The sequence below is a fragment of the Streptomyces sp. NPDC102462 genome (assembly GCF_044765425.1).
Taxonomy (GTDB): Bacteria; Actinomycetota; Actinomycetes; order Streptomycetales; family Streptomycetaceae; genus Streptomyces.
On the sequence record NZ_JBIWKB010000001.1, the window covers coordinates 238759 to 261206 of the forward strand.

Consider the following 22448-nt stretch of genomic DNA (forward strand, 5'->3'; position numbering starts at 1 on the left):
CGCTCAGACCGGAAGCGCCGAGGCGTCGTTCAGGCGCACCGCGCACTCCAGCAGGAGCGCGTGGACGAACGCCTGGGGCAGGTTGCCGCGCAGCTGACGCTGGCGCACGTCGTACTCCTCCGCGAACAGCCCGGGCGGTCCGCAGGCCGCCCGGGTCCGTTCGAACCAGCGCAGCGCGCCGACCCGGTCGCCGAGACGGTCGGCGGCCAGCGCCATGGTGAACCCGCAGAACAGAAAGGCACCTTCGGCCTCGCCGAGGGGGACGCCCGGGTGGGCGAAGCGGTAGAGATAGCCGTCCTCGGCCAGCCGCTCCTCGACGAACCGGCGGGTCAGCGCGTTGCTGGGATCGTCGGCGGACGGACAGCCACGGGCCAGGGGAGTGAGCAGGGCGGCATCCGGCCCGTCGTCGTCGGCGGCCCTGCGCCACCGGCCGTCCGGCCGCAGACAGCGGCGGCGGGTCTCCGCGAAGACGAGACCGGCGGTTTCGGCGCAGCGCTCGCCCGTCCGGCCCGGCAGCGCCCCGGCCAGGCGCCGCAACCCGCAGACCACACTCAGCCGGGACTGGGTCCACCACCGTTCGTCGAGTTCCCACAGCCCCGCGTCCGGCCGGCTCCAGTTGCGCTGCACCGCGTCGAGCGCGACCGTGACCGCTCGGTGCGCGTCGGGCGTGAGCCGGTCGTGGTGCGCCGCGGCGGCGAACAACTGGAGCGCCTCCCCGAACGCGTCGAGCTGGAACTGCCGGGCCGCCCTGTTCCCGATGCGGTCGCCGCCGCCGGGATAACCGGTGAGGTCGACTCTGCGCTCGTCCGGCACCCGTCCGCCGTCGACGGTGTACGCCGGGTGCAGCCGCTCGCCGTCGGCGAGGACGCGTTCCGCGGTGAACCGTACGGCGGTGTCGAGGAGTTCGTGCGGGCCGTGGGCGGCGACGGCGAGGCCCGCGTAGCACTGGTCACGCACCCAGGCGAAGCGGTAGTCGTAGCTCCGGCCGGTGTTGGCGCGCTCCGGCAACGACGTGGTGGCGGCGGCCACCATGCCCCCCGAGGAACTGGTCAGGCCGCGCAGCACCGCGTAGGCGTGCCGGGCGTCGCGCGGCGCGGCGAGGCCGGAGCAGTCCGGCACGGCCCGCCGCCACGCCTGCTCCGTCCGGCTCCAGCACCGCTGCGCATCCGGCCGGGGCGCCCCGGCCCGCGTCGACAGCTCAAGGACGAGGTCGTGCTCCTCGCCCTTGCGCAGGCACACCTCACCGGCAAGGCCGGATTCGGGATCCCACGAGGCCCGGTGCGCGCCGGTCAGCCGCAGGCGCAGCCCGCCCGCCTCCGCCGTCCACACGTCCCCCTCCCGCCGGGCGTCACGCATGCGCTCGGCGCCGAATCCGGGGCGCGGATCGAGGGTGAGCCGCAGCCGCGCCTCGCCGCGTTCCACCCGCATCCGGCGCAGCAGCACCAGGCGGTCCGTGGACGCCGGCATCGCCAGGGCGTCGCGGCATTCGATCACGGAGCCGGCGGTCAGCCAGCGGCTCACCCGGATCAGGGTGCCGTCCTCGTAGTAGCCGCCCCAGACATGCCAGGGGTCTTCCGGTTCGACCCCGAAGTACCCACCGCCCCCGACGAGCGAGGAGAACACCGCGTCACTGTCCCACCGGGGTGCGCACAACCAGACGATCCGCCCCTGCGGGTCCACCACGGCGGCGCGTTCGCCGTCGGCGAGGACCGCATAGCCCCGTAGGACCCACGGCGGGCAGAGACCGCCTCCCGGCGCCTGGCACTGATCCGCTCTCTCCTCCATGACACGGGGGGTTTCCCGACGGCCGGGCCAGGAAACGACCTGTACGCCGACCGGTCCGCAGGCCGCAGCGCGACGCGGCGGGCTCCTCGCCCGGCAGAGCCGTCCGGCCGACCACGTGTTCGCCAGGACGGGGGAGCGCGAGCACGGGCCGTTTACCCGACCCGGCTGCCGGTCACCCCATGCCCAGGGCACAGCTGCGCATCCGAGGGAGCACGTCATGACGCTGGTGGCCGACTACGTACTGGAACGTCTGAAGGAATGGGGGATCGAGCGGGTCTACGGCTATCCCGGAGACGGCATCAACGGGCTGCTGGGCGCCTTCGACCGCGCCCGGGGCAATCCGGAGTTCATCCAGACGCGTCATGAGGAGATGGCCGCGTTCATGGCCTGCGCGCATGCGAAGTTCACCGGTGAGGTGGGCTGTTGTACGGCGACCTCGGGGCCGGGTGCGGTGCATCTGCTCAACGGGTTGTACGACGCCAAGCTGGACCACCAGCCGGTGGTCGCGGTGGTCGGCCAGCAAAAACGGCTCTCCCTCGGCGCCCACTACCAGCAAGAGCTCCCTCTCGCCCAGCTCTTCGCGGACGTCTCCGACTACTGCCAGACGATCGTGCACCCCGGCCAGGCGCGCCACGTCATCGACCGGGCCTTCAAGACGGCCCTGACCATGCGCTCCGTCGCGACCGTGATCATCCCGGAGGACATCCAGGAGGAGGCCGCGCAGCCGTCGCCGCCGAAGACGCACGGCTCCGTCTTCTCCAGTGTCGGCTGGAGCCGACCGCGTCTGCTTCCCGACCCGGACGAGTTGCGCAAGGCCGCGGCCGTCCTCAACGCCGGTACCAAGGTCGCCATGATCGTCGGCCAGGGGGCCGCGCACGCGGAGAGCGAGGTGGTGGAGACGGCGGAGCTGCTGGGCGCCGGCGTCGCCAAGGCGCTGCTGGGCCGCGAGGTGCTGCCCGACGACCTGCCGTTCGTGACCGGCCCGATCGGTCTGCTCGGCAGCAAGGCGAGCGACGACATGATCCGCAACTGCGACACCCTGCTGATGGTGGGCACGAGCTTCCCGTACGCGGAGTGGCTGCCGGACGAGGGCCAGGCACGCGGTGTCGAGATCGACATCGACGGACGGATGATCGGCCTCCGGTACCCCATGGACGCCCATCTCGTCGGCGACGCCAAGGAAACCCTCAAGGCCCTCGTGCCCTTGCTCGCCCGCAAGCAGGACCGCGGCTGGCGCGAGCGGATCGAGCAGGACGTCCGCGAGTGGGACGCGATCTGCCGCAAGCGCGCGGGGCAGCACTTCGGCGGCCTGATCAATCCGCAGGCGGTTGCGGCGGAGCTGTCGCCGCGGCTGCCGGACGGGTGCGTTCTGACGGCGGATTCGGGGTCGGGGACGAACTGGTGGGCGCGGCATCTGAAGCTGCGCAGGGGCATGCGGGCGTCGCTGTCGGGCACGCTGGCCACGATGGGTCCGGGGACGCCGTACGCGATCGCCGCGCGGTTCGCGTACCCGGACCGGCCGGTGATCGCGTTCGTCGGTGACGGCGCGTTCCAGATGAACGGCATGGCCGAGATGATCACCGTGAAGCGGTATCTGGACCGGTTGTCCGGTCCGGCGCCGTTCGTCTTCTGCGTGTTCAACAACCAGGACCTCAACCAGGTCACCTGGGAACAGCGCGCCATGGCCGGCGACCCGAAGTTCCCGGGCTCCCAGGACATCCCGGACGTCCCCTACGCCAGGTATGCCGAGATGCTGGGACTGAAGGGCATCCGCTGCGACAAGCCGAAGAAGGTCGGCAAGGCATGGGACGAGGCGCTCGCCTCGGATGTGCCCGTGGTGCTGGAGTTCAAGGTCGACAGCGAGATCGCGCCGATCCCGCCGCACATCATGCTCGCCCAGGGCAAGAAGGCCGCCAAGGCGGCCGTCCGTGACCCGGAGCGGGTCGGCATCGCGGCCAAGGGCGTACGCCACAAGTTCGCCGAGGCGGCCGAGCGCCTGCCGGGACGGCATACGTGAGGGACGACGGCGCGGGACGTGAGCGGCACGGCTGCCGGATCGACTCGGTGGACGTGCACGCCTTCGAGGTGCCGACCGACGGGCCGGACGGCCGGGAGCAGGACGGCACCCTGGAATGGGACTCCACGACCATGGTGCTGGTCCAGGTCGGCGCGGGCGGTCGCACCGGGCTCGGGTACACCTACGGCGATGTGTCGGTCGCCTCGTTCGTCGAGTCCAAGCTGGCACCGCTGCTGCGGGACCAGATCGTCACGGCGCCCGCCGCCCTGTGGCACCGGATGGGACGGCACATCCGCAACGCCGGCCGCCCCGGCGTCGGTGCCATGGCGGTCTCCGCGGTGGACGTGGCGCTGTGGGACCTCAAGGCCAGGCTGCTCGACCTGCCGCTGATCCATGTGCTCCCGGCGTACCACGACCGGGTGCCGGTGTACGGCAGCGGCGGGTTCACGAACTACCCCCTCGACCGGCTCACCGACCAGCTGACCGGTTGGGTCGAACAGGGAATCGGGCGCGTCAAACTCAAGACCTCCCGGCACCCCGAACGTGACCCGCAGCGGCTGAGCGCGGTGCGGACGGCCATCGGTGACCAGCCGGAACTCCTCACCGACGCCAACGGGGCGCTCGGCCGCAAACAGGCGCTGTACTGGGCCAGGCGCTTCCACGACGAGTGGGACGTGCGGTGGTTCGAGGAGCCGGTCAGCTCCGACGACCTGGACGGTCTGCGTCTGCTGCGGGAGCGCGGGCCCGAACTGCTGGAGATCGCGGCGGGCGAGTACGCCTACACGACACGGGACTTCGCCGGCCTCGTCGAAGGCCCCGCCGTGGACTGCCTCCAGGCCGACGTCACCCGCTGCGGAGGGATCACCGGCGTACTGGAGGTGGCCGGACTGTCGGCGGCACACCATCTGGACCTGTCGGCGCACTGCGCGCCCGCCGTCTCGGCCCACGCCTTCTGCGCCGTGCGCCGGCTGCGGCACCTGGAGTACTTCCACGACCACGTGCGACTCGAAGAGCTGATCTTCGACGGCACCCTGGCACCGGACGGGGGCGCGCTGCGCCCCGACACCGGCCGGCCGGGGCACGGCCTGGAGGTCAAATGGCCCGACGCCGAACGCTACCGGGTCCACGGCACGCGGGCCGCGTGACCAGGACCCCAAAGGAGACCGAAGAACCGATGGCGCAGGCAGCACGCCGGGCGACACGCGAGATCCCGGCCAAGACGCACCCGCAGATCCCCGGCCCGCCACGGGCCCGTCAGAGGCTCGACGTCGGGAAGCTGGAGCGGGCCCTGCACAAGGCCGTCCGCGGCGAAGTCCGTTTCGACGCCGGTTCGCTCGGGCTGTACGCCCAGGACGCGTCCAACTTCCGTCAGGTGCCCATCGGCGTCGTGGTCCCCCGCGACCTGGACGACGTCGTCGCGACGCACCGGGTCTGCCACCGGTTCGGCGCGCCCGTCCTCAACCGGGGCGGGGGCACCAGCCTGTCCGGTGAGACGGTCAACGAGGCGGTGGTGATCGACCACTCCAAGTACCTGACGCGGATCGGCGAGACGGACCCGGACCGCCGTCTGGTGACCTGTGAACCGGGCGTGATCAACGAGGAGCTGAACCGGCACACCGGCGCCCACGGCCTGGTGTTCGGCCCCGACCCCTCCACCCACTCCCGGTGTCTGATCGGCGGCAACATCGGCAACAACTCCTGCGGCATCCACTCGGTGCAGTCACAGCTGTACGGGCCGGGCCCGCGCACCAGCGACAACGTGCACGCCCTGGAGATCGTCACCTATGACGGCGCCCGGTTCTGGGTCGGCGTGGACGAGGAGGACCGCCTGGACGCGATCATCGCCGAGGGCGGCCGCAAGGGTGAGATCTACGCGGCGCTGCGCGACCTGCGCGACAAGTACGCCGACGCCATCCGGGCCGGCTTCCACCCGGCCACCCGGGTGCCGCGCCGCGTCTCCGGCTACAACCTGGACGAACTCCTGCCCGAACGCGGCTTCAACGTGGCACGCGCACTGGTCGGCACCGAGAGCACCTGTGTCACCACCCTTCGGGCCGTTCTCATGCTCACCCCGGCCCTGCCGCGACGCACCACCGTCGTGGTGGAGTACGGCGACCTCGCCGACGCGGCCGAGCACTGCGAGGAGATCGTCGAGCGGTTCAGGCCGATCGGCCTCGAAGCACTCGACGACCGGCTCATCCGCGACCAGCGGCTGCAGAACATGAACGCGCAGGACATCCAGGAGTTGCCGCACCCCGGCGGCGGCGCCTGGCTGGTGGTGCAGTTCGGCGCGGACAGCACCGAGGAGTCCGTCACACAGGCCCACGCCTTCGCCGACTGGCTCACCCACGACAAGGGCTACGCACGGGACCGCATCCGGATCGCCAAGAGTAAACAGGAGGGCGGCACCAGCGAACACCTGTGGGCGATTCGGGAGAGCGGCCTCGGCTCGACCGCGTTCCCGCCCGACGGCAAGGACCACTGGCCCGGCTGGGAGGACTCCGCCGTCCCGCCGGACCGGATCGGCGCGTATGTGCGCGGGCTGCGCAAGGTGATGGACAAGCACGGCATCACCGGCGCCATGTACGGCCACTTCGGGCAGGGGTGCATCCACAGCCGGCTCAGCTTCGACCTGCGCAGCGCCGACGGCATCGCCACCTACCGGGCCTTCCTGGAGGAGGCCGCCGACCTGTGTGTGTCCCTCGGCGGCTCGGTGTCCGGGGAGCACGGCGACGGACAGCAGCGCGGGGAACTGCTGGAGAAGCAGTTCGGAGCCGAACTCGTGCAGGCCATGCGGGAGTTCAAGGAGATCTGGGACCCGCAGTGGAAGATGAACCCCGGCAAAGTGGTCGACGCCTACCGCATGGACGAGAACCTCAAGCTCGGCACCGACTACAACCCGCCACGGCACCGGGTGAAATTCGCCTACGAGGAGGACGGCGGCGACTTCGCGCACGCGACCCTGCGCTGCGTCGGCATCGGCAAGTGCCGGGTGCCGCAGGCGGAGACGACCATGTGCCCCAGCTATCAGGTGACCCGCGAGGAGAAGCACACCACCCGCGGCCGTGCCCGCCTGCTGTACGAGATGCTGAAGGGCGACGTCATCACCGACGGCTGGCAGTCCGAAGAGGTCAAGGACGCCCTCGACCTGTGCCTGGCGTGCAAGGGCTGCACCAACGACTGCCCGGTCAACGTGGACATGCCCACCTACAAGGCGGAGTTCCTGTACCACCACTACCGGTCGCCACGCCGCCGGCGCCCCCGCTACGTCTATGCCTTCGGCTTCATCGACCAAGCCGCCAGGATCGCCGCCCGGGTCCCGGAACTCGCCAACCTCGCCACCCAGACACCCGGACTCGCCCGCCTCGTCAAGGCCATGGCGGGCATCGACCGGCGTCGCCCGTTGCCGCGCCTCGCGCCCATGACACTCCAGGAGTGGTTCGCCCGCCGTGGCGGCACCGCCAACCCGGGCGGCCGTCCGGTGGTCCTGTTCCCGGACACCTTCAACAACCACTTCCACCCGAACGTCGGCATCGCGTGTGTCGAGGCGATCGAGGCGGCGGGCTGGCAGGTCGTCATGCCCGAGGGGCACATCTGCTGCGGCCGGCCGCTGTACGACTACGGCTTCCTGGACACCGCCGAACGCTATCTGCACCGCGTCCTCGACACCCTCCGCCCCCACCTGCGGGCCGACACCCCCATCGTCGGCATGGAGCCCAGCTGCCTGGCCGTGTTCAAGGACGAACTGCCCAAGCTGCTGCCGCATGACGACGACGCCAGGCGACTCACCAAGAACGCCTACCACTTCGCGGAGTTCTTCCGGACGTTCGGCATCCGGCCGCCCCGGCTCGACGGCACGGCCCTGCTCTGGGGGCACTGCCATCACCGGGCCACCGGCGGCATGACCCCCGAGCAGGAGCTGCTGGAGGAGATGGGCCTCGAGGTACAGAACCTCCAGGGCGGCTGCTGCGGCCTCGCCGGATCCTGGGGTTTCGAGCCGGGCAAGTACGAGATCTCCCTGGACTGCGGCGAACAGGCCCTGCTGCCCGCGGTCCGCGCCGCCGCCGACGACTGTCTGGTGGTCGCCGACGGCTTCTCCTGCAAGACACAGATCAAGGACGCCGGCACCGGACGACGCGCCCTGCACATGGCCGAGGTGATGAAGCTGGCCCGGGACAGCGGCGGGGACGCGGCGAGCCGGCTCCCGGAACGGAATGCCGGGTCCCTGCCGAGGCCGCCCCGGCGTACCCGGCTCCTCAGGGTGTCGGCCGTCGCGGCGCTCGCCGCGGCCCTGACCGCGGCCGGTGTGCGGGCCGCGCGGGGCGGTCCTCCGCATTTTCGGCTTCGCTTTGCTGGGTACTCGATCGCTGGTGACGGAAGGGAGGGATGAGCCCATGGCAGACGGCGACGACTTCTACTCCAGGGACCGTCCCGACGAACCGGAACTGGAGGAGGACCGGCCGCGTGGCGGTGGACCCGACGGCCGGCCGCAAGGCGGCCATCACCTGTGGATCTGGTGGCTGGTAGCGGCGGCGGTCATTCTCATACTTTTCTTCATTTTCATCTGATGGCGGTCCCGTACAGCTTTATGGGCCGTTCAGGTTCCCATGTCATCCTTTGTCGGCGTGTCATCCGGTCCGGGCGTCGGCCTTTTTTGCGTCTCGCAAAAATGGCGGGCGACAGACGCCACGGCGTAGCGCAATCCCCGCACCGGGAGACAACAACCTGTGAGCATTCTCAACGAGCCTCCGGGGCCGATCGACAGCTACCACGGTGAGCTGCCGGTGAGGCGCAGACAGCCCGGGAACGTCGTGGTGAAGTGGATGACGACCACCGACCACAAGACGATCGGCACGCTGTACCTGGGGACATCGTTCGCCTTCTTCCTGCTCGGCGGGGTGATGGCCCTCGTCATGCGCGCCGAACTGGCGCGACCGGGGCTGCAGATCGTCTCCAAGGAGCAGTTCAACCAGGCGTTCACGATGCACGGCACGATCATGCTGCTGATGTTCGCCACCCCGCTGTTCGCCGGCTTCACGAACTGGATCATGCCGCTGCAGATCGGCGCGCCCGACGTGGCCTTCCCGCGGCTGAACATGCTCGCCTACTGGCTGTATCTGTTCGGCTCGCTCATCGCGGTGGCCGGCTTCCTCACCCCGCAGGGCGCGGCCGCCTTCGGCTGGTTCGCCTACGCCCCGCTGCACAACGGCATGTACTCGCCAGGGATCGGCGGCGACCTGTGGTTCATGGGGCTGGCCTTCTCCGGCTTCGGCACCATTCTCGGCGCGGTCAACTTCATCACCACGATCATCTGCATGCGCGCCCCCGGCATGACCATGTTCCGCATGCCGATCTTCACCTGGAACGTGCTGCTGACCGCTGTCCTGGTCCTCTTCGCCTTCCCGGTCCTCGCGGCCGCCCTGCTGGCCGCGGAGGCGGACCGCCACTTCGGCTCCCATGTGTTCGACTCCGCCAACGGCGGCGCCCTGCTCTGGCAGCATCTGTTCTGGTTCTTCGGCCACCCGGAGGTGTACATCATCGCGCTGCCGTTCTTCGGCATCATCAGCGAGGTGATCCCGGTGTTCTCCCGCAAGCCGATGTTCGGCTACATGGGTCTGGTCGCGGCCACGAACGCCATCGCCGGGCTTTCCATCACCGTATGGGCGCATCACATGTTCGTCACCGGCGGTGTGCTGCTGCCGTTCTTCTCCTTCATGTCCTTCCTGATCGCCGTGCCGACCGGAGTGAAGTTCTTCAACTGGATCGGCACCATGTGGAAGGGCTCGGTGTCCTTCGAGACACCGATGCTCTGGGCGGCGGGATTCCTCGTCACCTTTCTCTTCGGCGGTCTGACCGGTGTCATCCTGGCCTCGCCCCCGATGGACTTCCACGTCTCCGACTCGTACTTCGTGGTGGCCCACTTCCACTACGTGGTGTTCGGTACGGTCGTCTTCGCGATGTTCGCCGGCTTCCACTTCTGGTGGCCGAAGTTCACCGGCAAGATGCTCGACGAACGCCTCGGCAAAATGACCTTCTGGACGCTGTTCACCGGCTTCCACACCACCTTCCTCGTCCAGCACTGGCTGGGCGCCGAGGGCATGCCCCGCCGGTACGCCGACTATCTGGCGGCCGACGGCTTCACCGCGCTGAACACGGTCTCGTCGATCGGATCCTTCCTCCTCGGACTGTCGATGCTGCCGTTCCTCTACAACGTGTGGAAGACGGCCAGGTACGGCGAGCCGGCCGACGTGGACGACCCGTGGGGCTACGGCCGCTCGCTGGAGTGGGCGACGTCCTGCCCGCCGCCGCGGCACAACTTCGTGACGCTGCCCAGGATCCGCAGCGAGTCCCCCTCGTTCGACCTGCACCATCCCGACATCGCGACGGCCGAGGCCGAAGCCCACGGTGTGTACCAGTGAACGGGCGGGGACGACGGTGAGCGAACTGGCGAGACAGGGAAGCGACGGCAAGTTCGCCAACGAGGTGGAGGGCTATCTCCTCTGGCAGGCCAGGATCGCCGAGGCCAGGCAGCGCGCGCACGAGTTCGTCCGGCCGATGGAGTGGCTGACCACCGCGCAGCGCACGGAGATCGAGCAGCACTACGTCACCGACAACCTGCGCCGCGCCAAGAGCGACCTCGAACGCGTCGCCGACCGGTGCAGGTCCCTGCGGGCCGAGTACGAGCACCGCTATCGGACACTGCGCAGGCGCTGCGTGGGCTCGGCGCTGGCCGTCTGTGCGGCCTTCACCCTGCTGGTCACCCTGTGGATGCTCCTCTTCTAGGCGCCCGCGGGCACCGGACAGGACAGGGAGGCAGGGGCGGCGACGGCCCGAGCCGCCGGGCTGCGTGCCGGCGCCCGTCGGCCGCCCGCGCCGCCCCATGGGCCGCCGGCGGGCGCCGGCGGCCCGGACCCGGCCGGATCGCACGGCCGCCCGGCCGCGAACCCCGCCGCCGCTGGTGTGTCCCGGCGCGGGCCGTTCCGCATTGCCCGTAATGTCCGGGTGGCTGTGGTTCCGTGAGGCGTGACAGGAGCGACCATATGGGCGACAGGGTGATCCAGCGCCATGTCTTCGGCACCGTCTTCGCCGTGGAGTCGGCGGTCGCCGCACTGGTCTTCCTGGTGGTGCTCGCCCTGATGGCCTACGCGGTCGTCCGACGGCGCGCCGGACGGCACGGCGCCGCCTCCAGAAGATCCGATCGGCCCGTCCTCGAAAAGTACTACGTCGGTGTCCTGACCGCCTTCGCCGCCTTCCTGATCGCCTGGACCGCCTGGCACAACCACCAGGAGCACCGGCCCCCGGACCGCACCCCCGTACGCGTCGATGTCCAGGGCTTCCAGTGGTGCTGGAAGTTCAGCCATCCGCAGTCCCCGGCCAAGCGCAGCGCGACCGGCACCTGCCGGGGCAAGGACCTGCCCACGCTGGTCGTACCGGCCGGCCGGCCGGTGCAGCTGCGCCTGTCCGCCAAGGACGTCATCCACTCGCTGTGGATCCCGGACCTGCGCTACAAGATGGACACCTTCCCCGACCACGTGAACACCTTCACCCTCACCCTCGATCACGAGGGCCGCTGGCGGGGCCGGTGCGCCGAGTTCTGCGGCGAGCGCCACTACAGCATGGACTTCTGGATCCAGGCCGTCTCGCCGAAGGACTACGACCGGTATCTGCACGGTCAGCCGCTCGCCACCCCGGCAGGGGCCGCCGTATGACGATCGCCCCTGCCGCGGCCGGCACCGAGGACACGGGCGGCCGGCCGGTCGCACCGGGCGGCTGGCTCGGCTGGCTCACCTCCACCGACCACAAGCGCATCGGGCTGCTGACCGTCGGCACCTGCCTGGTCATGTTCCTGCTCATGGGCGTCCTCGCCCTGCTGATGCGCAGCCAGCTCGCCCAGCCCGACCAGGACATCGTGGACCCGGACACCTTCGACCAGCTGTTCACCGTCCACGGCTCCGGCATGATCTACATGGTGTTCACCCCGTTCGCGCTCGGGATGGGCATCTACCTCGTGCCGCTGCAGATCGGCGCACCCGGCATCGCCGCACCCCGGCTCACCCTGCTGGGCTACTGGCTGTTCGCGCTCGGCGCCGCCCTGATGCTCTCCGGGTTCGGCACCAACGACGGCGCCCATGCGAGCGGCTGGTTCTCCTACCCGCCGCTGGCCGACAAGGAGCACTCGCCCGGCATCGGATCCGATCTGTGGATCGCGGGTGTCGTCCTGTCCACCACCGGCGTCATCATCATGGCCTGGGCGGTGCTGTGGACGGTGCTGCGCCGGCGCGCCCGCGGCATGACCATGCTCCGCCTGCCCGTCTTCTGCTGGTCGATGATCGCCAGCTGCCTCATGGTGATCGGCGCCTTCCCCGCCCTGCTCGCGGCGCTCGCACTGCTCGCCGTGGGCCGCGCTGACCCCGCCGTCTTCGCCTCGAACACCTGGAACATCGGCTATCAGCACCTGTTCTGGTTCTACGGCCACCCCGTCGTGTACGTGATGTTCTTCCCGTACCTGGCGGCCGCCACGGAGGTGCTGGCCGTCTTCTCCGGCCGGCGCGTCTTCGGCTACAGGGGGACCGCGCTGTCGCTGCTGGTCTTCGCCGCCCTGTCGATGAGTGTGTGGGGTCACCACATGTTCGCCACCGGACAGGCCACGAACGACTACTACTCGCTGACCTCCATCGCCCTGCTCGTCCCCGCGGGCGTGGAGTACTTCTCCATGATCGGCACCATCCTCGGCGGCCGGCTGCGCTTCACCACCCCGATGCTGTTCGCCCTGGCCTTCATCCCGCAGTTCCTGATCGGCGGCCTGACCGGCATCATGATCGGCACTCCGGTGATCGACTACCACGTCACCGACAGCTACTTCATCGTGGCCCATCTGCACTACGTGCTGTTCGCCGGCAGCGCCTTCGGCCTGTTCGCCGCCGTGTACTACTGGTTCCCGAAGGTGACCGGCGCGATGCTGAGCGAACGCCTCGGCCGACTGCACTTCTGGCTGCTGGTGCTCGGCACCAACCTGGCCTTCCTGCCCATGTTCGCCCTCGGCTACCTCGGCATGCCGCGGCGGGTGGCGACCTACGCCGACTTCGACGGCTTCACCTGGCTCAACCTGCTCGCCAGCAGCGGGGCGGGCATCCTCGCCATCGGCGTCAGCGTGTTCGTGGTGAACGTGCTGTGGACGCTGCGCACGATCTGTCTGGGCCGGGAGCGCAAGGCGGGCGACGACCCGTGGCAGGCGCACACCCTGGAGTGGGCCACCACCTCGCCACCGCCCCGGCTCAACTTCGGCGCCGACCGGCCGCTGCCGCCCGTCTCCAGCTTCGCCCCGCTGCTCGATCTGCAGGAGCGGCAGTCGGACCGGACAGCGCCGGCACCGGGCAGGCAGGAGGCGAGCGGACCGTGAAACGGCATCTGCCGTATGCGGTGGTCGCCGGCTGGGGAGCGCTCAACGGCATCCTGCTGGCGGTCCTCGGCATCTACGGTGAGAGTTCGCTGGTGTTCTGGCTCTACGGCAGCGTCGTCGCACTGCTGGAACTGGCCGCGCTGGCCGTGCTCGCCGCCGCCCGCTCCGGGCCCGATCAGCAGGTGCGCTACCGCGTGCCGGACCGGGGCGCCGCCGCAGCTCCGGTGGTGGCGGTCGGCTGTGCGCTCGTGGCCCTGACCTTCGTCTACGGCGTATGGCTGCTGGCCCTCGCGGTGCCGTTGTTCGGTGTGGCGCTCGCGCTGGCCGTGCGCGCGGCCACCACCTCCGGCAGATGATCCGCACGCCCCGCCCGACGGCGGGACCTCGTCAGTCCCCGCCGCCCCCTTCGGCCTCGCCCGGTGCGGCGCGTGCCACCTCGACGCGCCGCCGCTGGACCTCGGTGGCCGGCAGCCCCACCCGCCTGGCGAAGAACCACCGGCTGAGCGCATTGCGGATGCGGTGCCTGCGGAACCACCGCCACACCTCCGTCCCGTGCGCGCGGGGCCGCGGCTCGTTCCGCACGAGAATCCGGTACGCGTCATCCTGGGACAGCAGGTTCCGCGCCGCCTCGTAGCCGCCGGGGGTGCGCCGCACCTCGGGCGCCACCCGGCCGTCCAGCAGCCGCCGCCGGTCGGCCGCCTGCAGTCCGAGACAGGCCCGCTTGGTGAGGTGGTAGGCCAGGAACGGCAGCAGGAACAGCAGCGTGCGCAGGACGTAGGTCAGCAACTCGAACGGTACGTGGAACACGTACGACAGGACGTCCTGGCCGCCCGCCATGAGCAGGACGGCGTAGCCGGACAGCGCCGCGACGCCCAAGGCGGTGCGGGTGGGCTGGTCGCGCGGCCGGTCGCACAGGTGCTGCTCCGGGGCGGGCCCCGTGATCCACCGTTCGAAGAAGGGATAGGCGTACAGGACGACGAACAGGGCCGTGGGCAGCACCACGCCGGGCAGGAACACGTCCCACACGAAGGTGTGACCGGCGATGTCCGTCTCCGCGGCCGGCATCAGCCGCAGCGCGCCCTCCAGGAAGCCCACGTACCAGTCCGGCTGCGCGTCCAGGGAGACGTGGTCGGCGCGGTAGGGGCCGAACGACCACACCGGGTTGATCTGCATCAGCGCACTCATCAGGGCCAGCACGCCCGTCAGGACGAAGAACAGGCCGATCGACTTCGCCGTGTACTGGGGGACCAGGGGCTTGCCGACCACGTTGTGGTTGCTGTGGCCGGGCTTCGCCCACTGGGTGTGCTTGTGGTAGACGACGAAGCCCAGGTGGACGCCCACCAGAGCGAGCAGCAGGCCGGGCAGCAGCAGGATGTGGAACACATACATGCGCGGGATGATCTCTTGGCCGGGGAACTGGCCACCGAAGACGAAGAACTGCAGATACGTGCCGACCACCGGGATCGACAGCATGATGCCCTGGGCGGTGCGCAGACCGGTGCCGGACAGCAGGTCGTCGGGGAGCGAGTAGCCGCAGAACCCCTCCAGCAGGGCCAGCCCGAACAGCGTCACGCCGATCGTCCAGTTGCCTTCCCTCGGCCGCCGGAACGCGCCCGTGAAGAAGATCCGCAGCAGATGGACCCCGATCGCCGCGACGAAGACCAGCGCCGCCCAGTGGTGGATCTGCCGCAGCAGCAGGCCGCCGCGGATGTCGAAGCTGATGTGCAGCACCGACGCGTACGCCTGGGACGTGCGCACCCCGTGCAACGGTGCGTAGGAACCGGTGTAGGTCTGCTCCGACATGCCCGGATGGAAGAAGAAGCTCAGGAACACACCGGTGAGCACCAGGACGAGCAGGCTGTACAGGGCGATCTCGCCCAGCAGGAACGACCAGTGGTCCGGAAACGCCTTACGCAGGAACTGCCGCCCCGCCGTGCTGAGCGGCAGCCGCCTGTCCAGCGCGGTGGCCAGGCGTTCGCCGCGGGACGGCGGCGACCAGACGCGTTCGTAGAAGTCCGACACGCCGTTGCCGCCTTTCCGCCGCCGCGGTGGGTCCTGCCCTTCGTGCTCGATCAAGAGCCTCGCAGCGGGGCCCTGACCGTGCACGCCGGGGACCGCGTTGGGGGGACGCCTCGCCGGCCCCGCGCGCATCGCGCAGCCGCCGTGGACCGGGCACGGGACGCCCCGGCCGGCCGCATCGCGGGCTGCGGGGCGGGGCTCACAGCTCCCGGGCGGGCCAGCCCAGGAGCCTCGCCCCGATGACGGCGGTCTGGAGCGTGTACCGGTGCATCGGGTCGGCCGGGTCGCTGCCCGTCAACTCGCGGATGCGGTCCAGCCGGTAGGTGACGGCACGGACGCTCAGCGACAGCCGCCGCGCCGCCTCGGCCGCGGTGCACCCCGACTCGAAGTACGCCTCCAGCGTCAGCAGCAGCGGCTCGGCACCGCCACGGGCGCTTTGCAGCGGCCCCAGCGCGCTGAGCACGAGGTCGGCCATCGCCTGCCGGTCCCGTGTGAGGACCGGGTACACCAGCAGGTCGGCCGCCCGCACCACCGGCTCTTCAAGCCCCAGCCGCCGGGCCAGATCAAGGGTGTTCAGCGCCTCGTCGTAGGAGTGCACCACACCGCCCGCGCCGGGCTGCGGACGCCCGATGGCCACCCGGCTGCCGTCCGTCGCCGCGTGGGCCTGCCGGGCGAAGAAGGTGAGAACGTCGTCCTGGTCACCGGGCGCGATACAGATCAACTGCCCGTTCTTCGTGGCGAGCAGGATACGTCGGTCGCCGAACCGGGCGATCAGGGCGGCCTCGACCCGTCGGGTGACGGGGGCGGCGTCGTCGTAGGCATGGGGGCCCTCGGCCACCGCGACCGCATGCGCGTGGGACAGCAGCAGACCGAAGCGTTCGGCCCGTTCGGCGAGCCGTCCCAGGTCGCTGCGCCCGTACAGCAGGTCGTCGATGAACTCCCGGCGTGCCGCCTCCTCCTGACGTACGGCCATGCGCTGCGCCCGCTCGTATCCCTCGGCGAAGGCGTCCACGGCCTGTTCCACCGCGGCCAGCACCCGGCCGGCCCCGGCTGCCGTGATGGCGCCCGGCCAGCAGGTCCGGGTGGCCGTCAGGTGCGCACGCACCAGGGTCCGCAGGCTGTGACCGGCGTCGGCGGCCTGCTCGCCGAGAGCACGCCGTTCGTCCAGTTCCGCGCGGGTGAGTCTGCGGCCGGTCGCAAAGACGTCGGTCAGTATGCGGGCGTACCCGCTCAGGTATGCGGCCGCCTCCGACTGCGCCACCGTCGTCCTCCCGCTGTGTCCGCCACCCTGTTGACGCGTTCTTGACGGCGTCAGGCCCAGGGGAGGGTATTCAACGCTGCCGGGTATCGGCAACGCGGTCCCGCCACCGGGTGGTGGCACCGCATCCCGGTCTCCTCTCCCACCTCGAAGATTCTGCCTAATGCAGGGGAAACAGCGGGCCGTGACAGGCGTTTGCCGGGTTCCGGCAACGCCCGGCACGCGAAGGTGTCCGGTCCCGGGCGCGGCGGCCGTCCCGCCGCGGTGGCAGCATGGGCGGGCGCTGACGGACCGGAAGACCACGGAGGAGTGACAGCTGTGCGCCGAAGGCATCGGCCCTCCGCCACACAGCCCCACGTCATGGTGCATCTGCGCACCGCCGTATGGGGACCCGCCGAGTTCGTCGGGCTGCCGCCCCGGTGGCTGGTGGGGGAGGGGCTCCTCGTGGGAGCCCTGGGTGCCGTGGCCATCGTCGGCACCACGCTGTTCGGCGCCTGGACGGGCCGCCCCTCGCTCGCGGCCGGCGAGGCGGGCCTGGTGTGCGCCGCGGCCCTCGCCCTCTACCTGGTCGTCGTGGGAGCCGGCCGGGCCCTGGTCGGCATCGCGGCGGTGCTCGGCGTATGCCTCGCCCTCCAGGCTCCGCAGGCCGCCGCGCAGGTGGTGCTCGCCAAGCGCGGGCGGGTGCAGACCGCGGTGGTGACCTCGGTCCAGGACGAGAGGGCGGCCGGCGAGCACCGCCGGTACCTGTGCACGGTGGCGGACACCCACGGCGTACCGTTCAAGGTCCGCGTCTGGCCCGGCTGCGGGCAGACGACCAGGCCCGGAGACACCCTGCCCGTCGTCTACGACCCGAAGGGGCGGGTGCCCCCGCGCGCCGCGCGGGCGGCGGGCGGCATGCCGGACCCGCTGCGCGACCTGGCCCCGTGGAGCGCGGCGCTCGTGGCCGTGAGCCTGCTCGCCGTCGTCCGCTCCTACCGGCTCTCCGGCCCCGCCGAGGTGATCTCGCGGCCTTCGCCGGCCGGGCAGCGGGGTGACCCGAGGGGGTGAGGGCCCGGACGCCGACGCGGCGCCGAGCACGGCTCAGGTGCGGTGCGCCGTGGTGGCCGCCAGCAGGGCCAGGGCGAGGACCTGAATGACCACGACGGCGGCGATCAGTACGGGGATCGAGTAGCCGTACAGGCCGCCGGTCAGCGCGCCGCCCGCGAGGCTCGCGGCGCCGACGGCACCGGCGAAGACACCGTAGGCGGTCGCGCGCCGGCCGGAGGGGACCAGGTCCGCCACCGTCGCCCGCAGGGTGGACTCCTGGATGCCCATGGCCGCGCCCCACACCAGCGAACCGGCCGCGGCGAGCGCGACCGTGTCGGTGAAGGCCAGGGCCGCGACCGCGGCGGTCAGCACCGGCAGGGCCACCAGGACACGGGGACCGTGCCGGTCGTACAGCCAGCCCGTCACGAGCGCCGCGACGGCGTCGACGGCCATGGCGGCGGCGTACAGCACGGGCACCCAGGCGGCGGACAGCAGGTGGCGTTCGACGAGGTGGTAGGAGAGCACGCCGAAGGTGGCGAACCCGGTGGTGGTCGCCGCGGTGAACGCCGCATAGGTCCAGAACGCCGCCGGCAGACGGCTGCTCGTCGCCGGCCGCCTGGTGGCAGGTGCCGCCTCGCGCTCGTACGCCTCGGGGTCGGGGACGCGGGAGCGCAGCCAGCACAGCAGTGCCAGGGCCGCCGCGCCCGGCACGGCCAGCACGCCCAGCGCGGGTGCGTAGTCGTCCGCGGTGAGCGCGAGCACCCCGGCCACCAGCAGCGGGCCGACGATGGCGCCGACCTGGTCCATGGCCTCGTGCACGGCGAACCCGCGTCCGCGGCCGGTGGCCGCGGTGGCGTGCGAGAGCAGGGTGTCCTTGGCCGGTGAGCGCACCGCTTTGCCGACCCGCTCGGCGACCACGAGCACGCAGGCCGCCCACAACACCCCCGCCACGCCCAGCAACGGCACCGAGACCACGGTCAGCGCGTAGCCGGCGATGGCCAGGCCCCAGAAGCGGCGGGTGCGGTCCGCCAGCGGACCGGAGACCAGCCGCAGACCCAGCGCCGCCGCCTCCCCGGCCCCGGTGACCACGCCGACGACCAGGGAGGACGCGCCCAGCGACGCGAGCAGGGGGCCGGTGATCGAGCGAGCCCCCTCGTAGACGAGGTCGGCCAGCAGACTGACCACGCCGAACCACACCACGAACCGCCACGGCCGCATTCCCACCCGACTCCTCACCTCTGCCCCGGCACCGGTCACTGGCTTCATGCCCACCGCGAGCGCGGTGACCGCTTCCGTACGCCGTCGATCGCCGTCGATCGCCGGGGATCACCGGGGCGGGGTGTGCACTCCTGGGTCGGGACGCCCGGGGGGCGAGGGGGAGTCGACGGCGCGGGCGTCTCCGCTTCCGTCCGCCTGACTGCGTTCCCGGCGCAGGACGTCGAGGACCACGGAGCCGTCCACGGTCTCGTGCGTGACCAGTTGTTCGGCCAGACGCTCAAGGGCGGGCCGGTGGCCACGCAGCAGTGTGATCGCGCGCTGTTCGGCCTGGCGCAGCAGACGGGCGACCTCCTCGTCGACGACGCGCTGGGTCTGCTCCGAGTACGGCGGCCGGCCTGGCTCGTCGGCGGTGTCACCGAGATAGCGCTGATGGGAGGAGGCGTAGCCGATCGGGCCGAGTTCGGGGGAGAGACCGAACTCGCGCACCATGCGGGTGGCGATCTGGGTGGCCCCGGCCAGATCGTTGGCGGCTCCCGTCGACCCCTCGCCGAAGGCCACGAGTTCGGCCGCGCGCCCGCCCAGACGCACCGCGAGCAGGTCGGTCAGATAGCCCTCGCTGTACAAGTGGCGCTCGGCCTCCGGCAACTGCTCGGTGACTCCGAGGGTGACACCCGCCGGCAGGATGGTGACCTTGGCCACCGGGTCGGCGTGCTCGCACAGGGCCGCGACCAGGGCATGGCCCGACTCGTGGACGGCCACCGAACGGCGCTCCTCGGGCAGCAGGGCGTTGGAGGACTCCCGGCGCCCCAGCAGCACCCGGTCCCGGGCGGCGTCCAGGTCGTGCGGCTCGACCCGGGTGCGATTGTCCCGTACGGCGTTGATGGCGCCCTCGTTGACCAGGTTGGCGAGGTCCGCGCCGGAGAAACCGGGCGTGGCGCGCGCGATGGCGTCCAGGTCGACAGCCGGAGTCAGGGTCTTGCCACGGGCGTGCACGGCCAGGATCGCGGCCCGCTCGAACTGGTTGGGCAGCGGCACGGTGACCTGCCGGTCGAAGCGCCCGGGGCGCAGCAGGGCCGGGTCGAGGGCGTCGGGCCGGTTGGTGGCCGCGAGGACGACGATGCCGCTGGACTCGTCGAAGCCGTCCATCTCGGACAGCAGCTGGTTGAGGGTCTGCTCACGCTCGTCGTTGCCGCCCATCCGCGCCCCGTCGGCGCGCCGCGATCCGAGCGCGTCGATCTCGTCGATGAAGATGATCGACGGGGCACGTTTGCGGGCGTCGCCGAACAGGTCCCGCACCCGGGAGGCGCCGACCCCGACGAACATCTCCACGAACGCGGAGCCGGTCACCGACAGGAACGGTACGTTCGCCTCGCCGGCGACCGCCCGCGCGAAGAGTGTCTTGCCGGTACCGGGCGGCCCCACCATGATCACGCCACGGGGTCCCTTCGCGCCCGCGGCACTGTACCGGGTGGGATTGCGCAGGAAGTCGACGATCTCGCTGATCTCCTGCTTGACCCCGTCGTACCCGGCGATGTCGCCGAAACCGGTGGTGGGCCGTTCCGCCTCGATGATCTTCGCGCGTGAACGTCCGATGGCGCTGAGTCCCCCGGTCACCGACCCCGCGGCCCGCCGCCCCATCCACACGAAGAAGCCGATCAGCAGCACGAACGGCAGGAACGAGAAGATCACGGCCCACCACGAGGAGGAGCCGCCGCGGCTCTGGCTGGCGGTGATCTTGACGTGATGGGACGTCAGCTGCTGCTGGAGCTGGGATCCGGTGCCCAGCGCGGTGGGGATCTGGGTGGTGAACTTCGTGCCGTCCTTCAGTGTGCCGGTGACGGCGCCCTTGTCGTTCACGTCGACCATCTGCACCTGGCTGGCGCCGACCTTGCCGACGAAGTCGCTGTAGGACAGCGCCGTGGTGTGCGGCCCGGACCGGGCGTGGGAGAGCAGCAGGACGAGGGCCAGCGTCATCAGGACCCACCAGAAGATCCACCGTCCGCCGGACGGCCGCGGTTGCCGCGACGGAGGCTTGGGCGGTTCACGCGGCGGCCCGGGCCTGGCGGGCGGCGTCAGGTGCCGGTGGGGGAACCGCACTCGTGTGATCACCGAACCCACGCCCTCTGGTTGCCACTGACCTGTTCCTCGGCGTTCCGGTCGTCCCCGGCGGGCGGCGTTGCCGGACGTTCATCTTTCCGTTGGCGAAATGCCTCATCCAGGACCTGTACGTGTCGCACGGGCACGGACAGACTCGACGCACACCCCCACCAACAGGAGAGCAACACCGATGAACGGTTTCCTCATGAGTGTGCTCGGCAAGGCCGTCATGGCCGTTGTCGAGGCGATCGTCGTGCGCCTGGCACTGGACCTCTGGGCGACGTACACGCGCTCGCGCGGCACGGCGGCCGTGCCCCAGGCGGCGTGACGCGTCGGCGCCGGACCCTTCAGGCGCCGACGCTTGTCGTCCTCCGACTAGCCTTGACGCTCCGTGGCTTCACCCCTTCTCCTGCCGCGCAGGACGGCGGTGGCGCCTCCGATGGCCAGGGCCACGGGCCATTCGAGGGCACCTGCCACCGTGAGTGCGCCCAGGCCGCCGTAGAAGATGAGATCCCTGGTCGGCACCTTTGAGGTCATGGCCTGTGTGTTGGCCACCACATCCCCGGGTGTGAGGTAGGGGATGCGGACCGGCGCGTGCACATCCAGACGGTGCATGTGCAGTTTCCCGTCCGTGGCGGTGGTCTGCTGTGCGGCGGTGGTCTGCTGTGCCGTCGGCTCGGCGCTCGGACGGGCGCGGGTCGCCGTCGTCTTCCTTGTGGTGGCTGGCATAGCCACCTCCTCGATGGATCCGAGTACGGTTTCGCACCTCCATTGTGGCGCGTTTGCGCCACGTCGACAGCCCTGGCCGGGTGTGCGATGGCCGCGGGACATGACCGCGGGGAGGTCAGCGCTCCGCGAGGCGGGCCAGGGCGAGCGTGATGTTGTCCGGGCCGCCGGCGGCGATGGCGGCCTTCCACAGTTCGAAGGCGGCCCGGCCGTCGTCGTACTCCCCCAGCAGATCGTCGAGGACGTCGTTCGGCACGGCGTCGGTCAGGCCGTCGGTGCAGATCAGATACCGGTCGCCGGAGGCCAGCGGGACGGTCGTCACATGCGGGCTGATGCTCTGGTACGTCGAGGCGCCGCCGAGGGCCTGGGTCACGACGGGGGTGGTGCGCTGTCCCGGCGCGAGGGGCGGGTTGTCGTCCACGCTGACCTGGAGCAGTCCGTCCTGGGGTGCGGCGTACACCCGGCTGTCGCCCACGTTGAAGGCCAGGAGCGAGTGGGGCAGCAGGACGGCTCCGGCCACGGTCGTGCCCATCGTGGCCGGTCCGCCGCCGTCGCCGCTCGCGGACCCGTACACCTCGCGGTTGCAGGTGTGCAGCACCTCGCGGACGCTGTCCTCGTCGTCCAGGGCGGGTCCGGTCGACGCGAGGCGGCGGACGACCAGGCCGCTGGCCACCTCGCCGCCGGGCTGGCCGCCGAGCCCGTCGGCGACGGCGATGACGAGGGGCGTACCGAGCGGGAAGACCAGGGTCTGCGGGGTCTCGGTGACACCGGCGCACAGTGTCCACGGTCCGACGGCCAGACTGTCCTCGTTCCGGTCGCGGACCAGACCCGGATGGCTCAGCGCACTCACAGCGACGTACGTCATCGGACGCCACCGCCTTCCCGTACCGGACCGATGGGTG

The 22448-nt window shown here is 71.1% G+C and carries 18 protein-coding genes; 11 read left to right on the forward strand and 7 right to left on the reverse strand.

The window, feature by feature from the left end:
- Positions 1-3: 3 nt before the first annotated feature.
- Positions 4-1785, reverse strand: coding sequence for a glycoside hydrolase family 15 protein (locus tag ACIRFL_RS01100; RefSeq protein WP_404022883.1), 1782 nt, complete (start codon positions 1783-1785; stop codon positions 4-6).
- A 217-nt stretch (positions 1786-2002) separates the two neighbouring features.
- Between ACIRFL_RS01100 and ACIRFL_RS01105 the strand changes: the two genes are divergently transcribed.
- The 9 genes from ACIRFL_RS01105 (at position 2003) to ACIRFL_RS01145 (ending at position 13558) form a co-directional block, all read left to right on the forward strand.
- Positions 2003-3802, forward strand: coding sequence for a thiamine pyrophosphate-requiring protein (locus ACIRFL_RS01105; protein WP_404022884.1), 1800 nt, complete (start codon positions 2003-2005; stop codon positions 3800-3802).
- Positions 3799-4947, forward strand: a complete 1149-nt coding sequence (locus tag ACIRFL_RS01110) for an enolase C-terminal domain-like protein (RefSeq protein WP_404022886.1) — start codon at positions 3799-3801, stop codon at positions 4945-4947. The genes ACIRFL_RS01105 and ACIRFL_RS01110 overlap by 4 nt, the downstream gene beginning before the upstream one ends.
- Before the next feature lie 29 nt (positions 4948-4976).
- Positions 4977-8192: an FAD-binding and (Fe-S)-binding domain-containing protein gene (locus ACIRFL_RS01115; protein WP_404022887.1), complete on the forward strand. Its 3216-nt coding sequence runs from the start codon at positions 4977-4979 to the stop codon at positions 8190-8192.
- 4 nt (positions 8193-8196) lie between these two features.
- A complete protein-coding gene (locus tag ACIRFL_RS01120; RefSeq protein ID WP_404022888.1) occupies positions 8197-8370 on the forward strand; it encodes a hypothetical protein in 174 nt (57 codons plus the stop codon).
- 159 nt (positions 8371-8529) lie between these two features.
- On the forward strand, positions 8530-10221 hold the full coding sequence (gene ctaD / locus ACIRFL_RS01125) for a cytochrome c oxidase subunit I (RefSeq protein WP_404022889.1): 1692 nt from the start codon (positions 8530-8532) through the stop codon (positions 10219-10221).
- A gap of 16 nt (positions 10222-10237) precedes the next feature.
- On the forward strand, positions 10238-10585 hold the full coding sequence (locus tag ACIRFL_RS01130) for a cytochrome C oxidase subunit I (RefSeq protein ID WP_404022890.1): 348 nt from the start codon (positions 10238-10240) through the stop codon (positions 10583-10585).
- A gap of 257 nt (positions 10586-10842) precedes the next feature.
- On the forward strand, positions 10843-11511 hold the full coding sequence (locus tag ACIRFL_RS01135) for a cytochrome c oxidase subunit II (protein ID WP_404022891.1): 669 nt from the start codon (positions 10843-10845) through the stop codon (positions 11509-11511).
- Positions 11508-13202 (forward strand): cbb3-type cytochrome c oxidase subunit I, encoded by a 1695-nt coding sequence (locus ACIRFL_RS01140; RefSeq protein ID WP_404022892.1) that lies wholly within the window; start codon positions 11508-11510, stop codon positions 13200-13202. Before ACIRFL_RS01135 ends, ACIRFL_RS01140 begins: the two co-directional genes overlap by 4 nt.
- The gene (locus tag ACIRFL_RS01145; protein ID WP_404022893.1) at positions 13199-13558 is read left to right on the forward strand and encodes a hypothetical protein; all 360 of its coding nucleotides are present in this window, start codon (positions 13199-13201) and stop codon (positions 13556-13558) included. Before ACIRFL_RS01140 ends, ACIRFL_RS01145 begins: the two co-directional genes overlap by 4 nt.
- Positions 13559-13589: 31 nt before the next feature.
- On the opposite strand, the gene ACIRFL_RS01150 is transcribed toward ACIRFL_RS01145, so the two are convergent.
- Positions 13590-15224 carry a cytochrome bc complex cytochrome b subunit gene (locus ACIRFL_RS01150; RefSeq protein WP_404022894.1) on the reverse strand — a complete coding sequence of 545 codons (1635 nt, stop codon included), beginning with the start codon at positions 15222-15224 and terminating at the stop codon, positions 13590-13592.
- Between the two features lie 196 nt (positions 15225-15420).
- The gene (locus ACIRFL_RS01155) at positions 15421-16482 is read right to left on the reverse strand and encodes a PucR family transcriptional regulator (RefSeq protein ID WP_404022895.1); all 1062 of its coding nucleotides are present in this window, start codon (positions 16480-16482) and stop codon (positions 15421-15423) included.
- Between the two features lie 357 nt (positions 16483-16839).
- On the opposite strand from ACIRFL_RS01155, the gene ACIRFL_RS01160 reads away from it, so the two are divergent.
- On the forward strand, positions 16840-17526 hold the full coding sequence (locus tag ACIRFL_RS01160; RefSeq protein WP_404022897.1) for a hypothetical protein: 687 nt from the start codon (positions 16840-16842) through the stop codon (positions 17524-17526).
- A 33-nt stretch (positions 17527-17559) separates the two neighbouring features.
- Here ACIRFL_RS01160 and ACIRFL_RS01165 read toward each other — a convergent pair whose 3' ends face one another.
- Positions 17560-18723: an MFS transporter gene (locus ACIRFL_RS01165; RefSeq protein ID WP_404022899.1), complete on the reverse strand. Its 1164-nt coding sequence runs from the start codon at positions 18721-18723 to the stop codon at positions 17560-17562.
- 108 nt (positions 18724-18831) lie between these two features.
- Positions 18832-20697: an ATP-dependent zinc metalloprotease FtsH gene (gene ftsH, locus ACIRFL_RS01170; protein ID WP_404022900.1), complete on the reverse strand. Its 1866-nt coding sequence runs from the start codon at positions 20695-20697 to the stop codon at positions 18832-18834.
- Between the two features lie 313 nt (positions 20698-21010).
- Between ftsH and ACIRFL_RS01175 the strand changes: the two genes are divergently transcribed.
- Complete coding sequence (locus tag ACIRFL_RS01175) at positions 21011-21148, forward strand: hypothetical protein (protein WP_404022901.1); 138 nt, start codon at positions 21011-21013, stop codon at positions 21146-21148.
- 47 nt (positions 21149-21195) lie between these two features.
- Here the strand turns inward: ACIRFL_RS01175 and ACIRFL_RS01180 are convergent, their stop codons facing one another.
- Together ACIRFL_RS01180 and ACIRFL_RS01185 are read right to left on the reverse strand one after the other, a co-directional pair.
- Entirely contained in the window at positions 21196-21549 is a 354-nt protein-coding gene (locus tag ACIRFL_RS01180) for a hypothetical protein (protein ID WP_404022903.1), read from the reverse strand.
- A 115-nt stretch (positions 21550-21664) separates the two neighbouring features.
- Positions 21665-22411: a PP2C family protein-serine/threonine phosphatase gene (locus ACIRFL_RS01185; RefSeq protein ID WP_404022904.1), complete on the reverse strand. Its 747-nt coding sequence runs from the start codon at positions 22409-22411 to the stop codon at positions 21665-21667.
- Positions 22412-22448 lie beyond the last annotated feature (37 nt).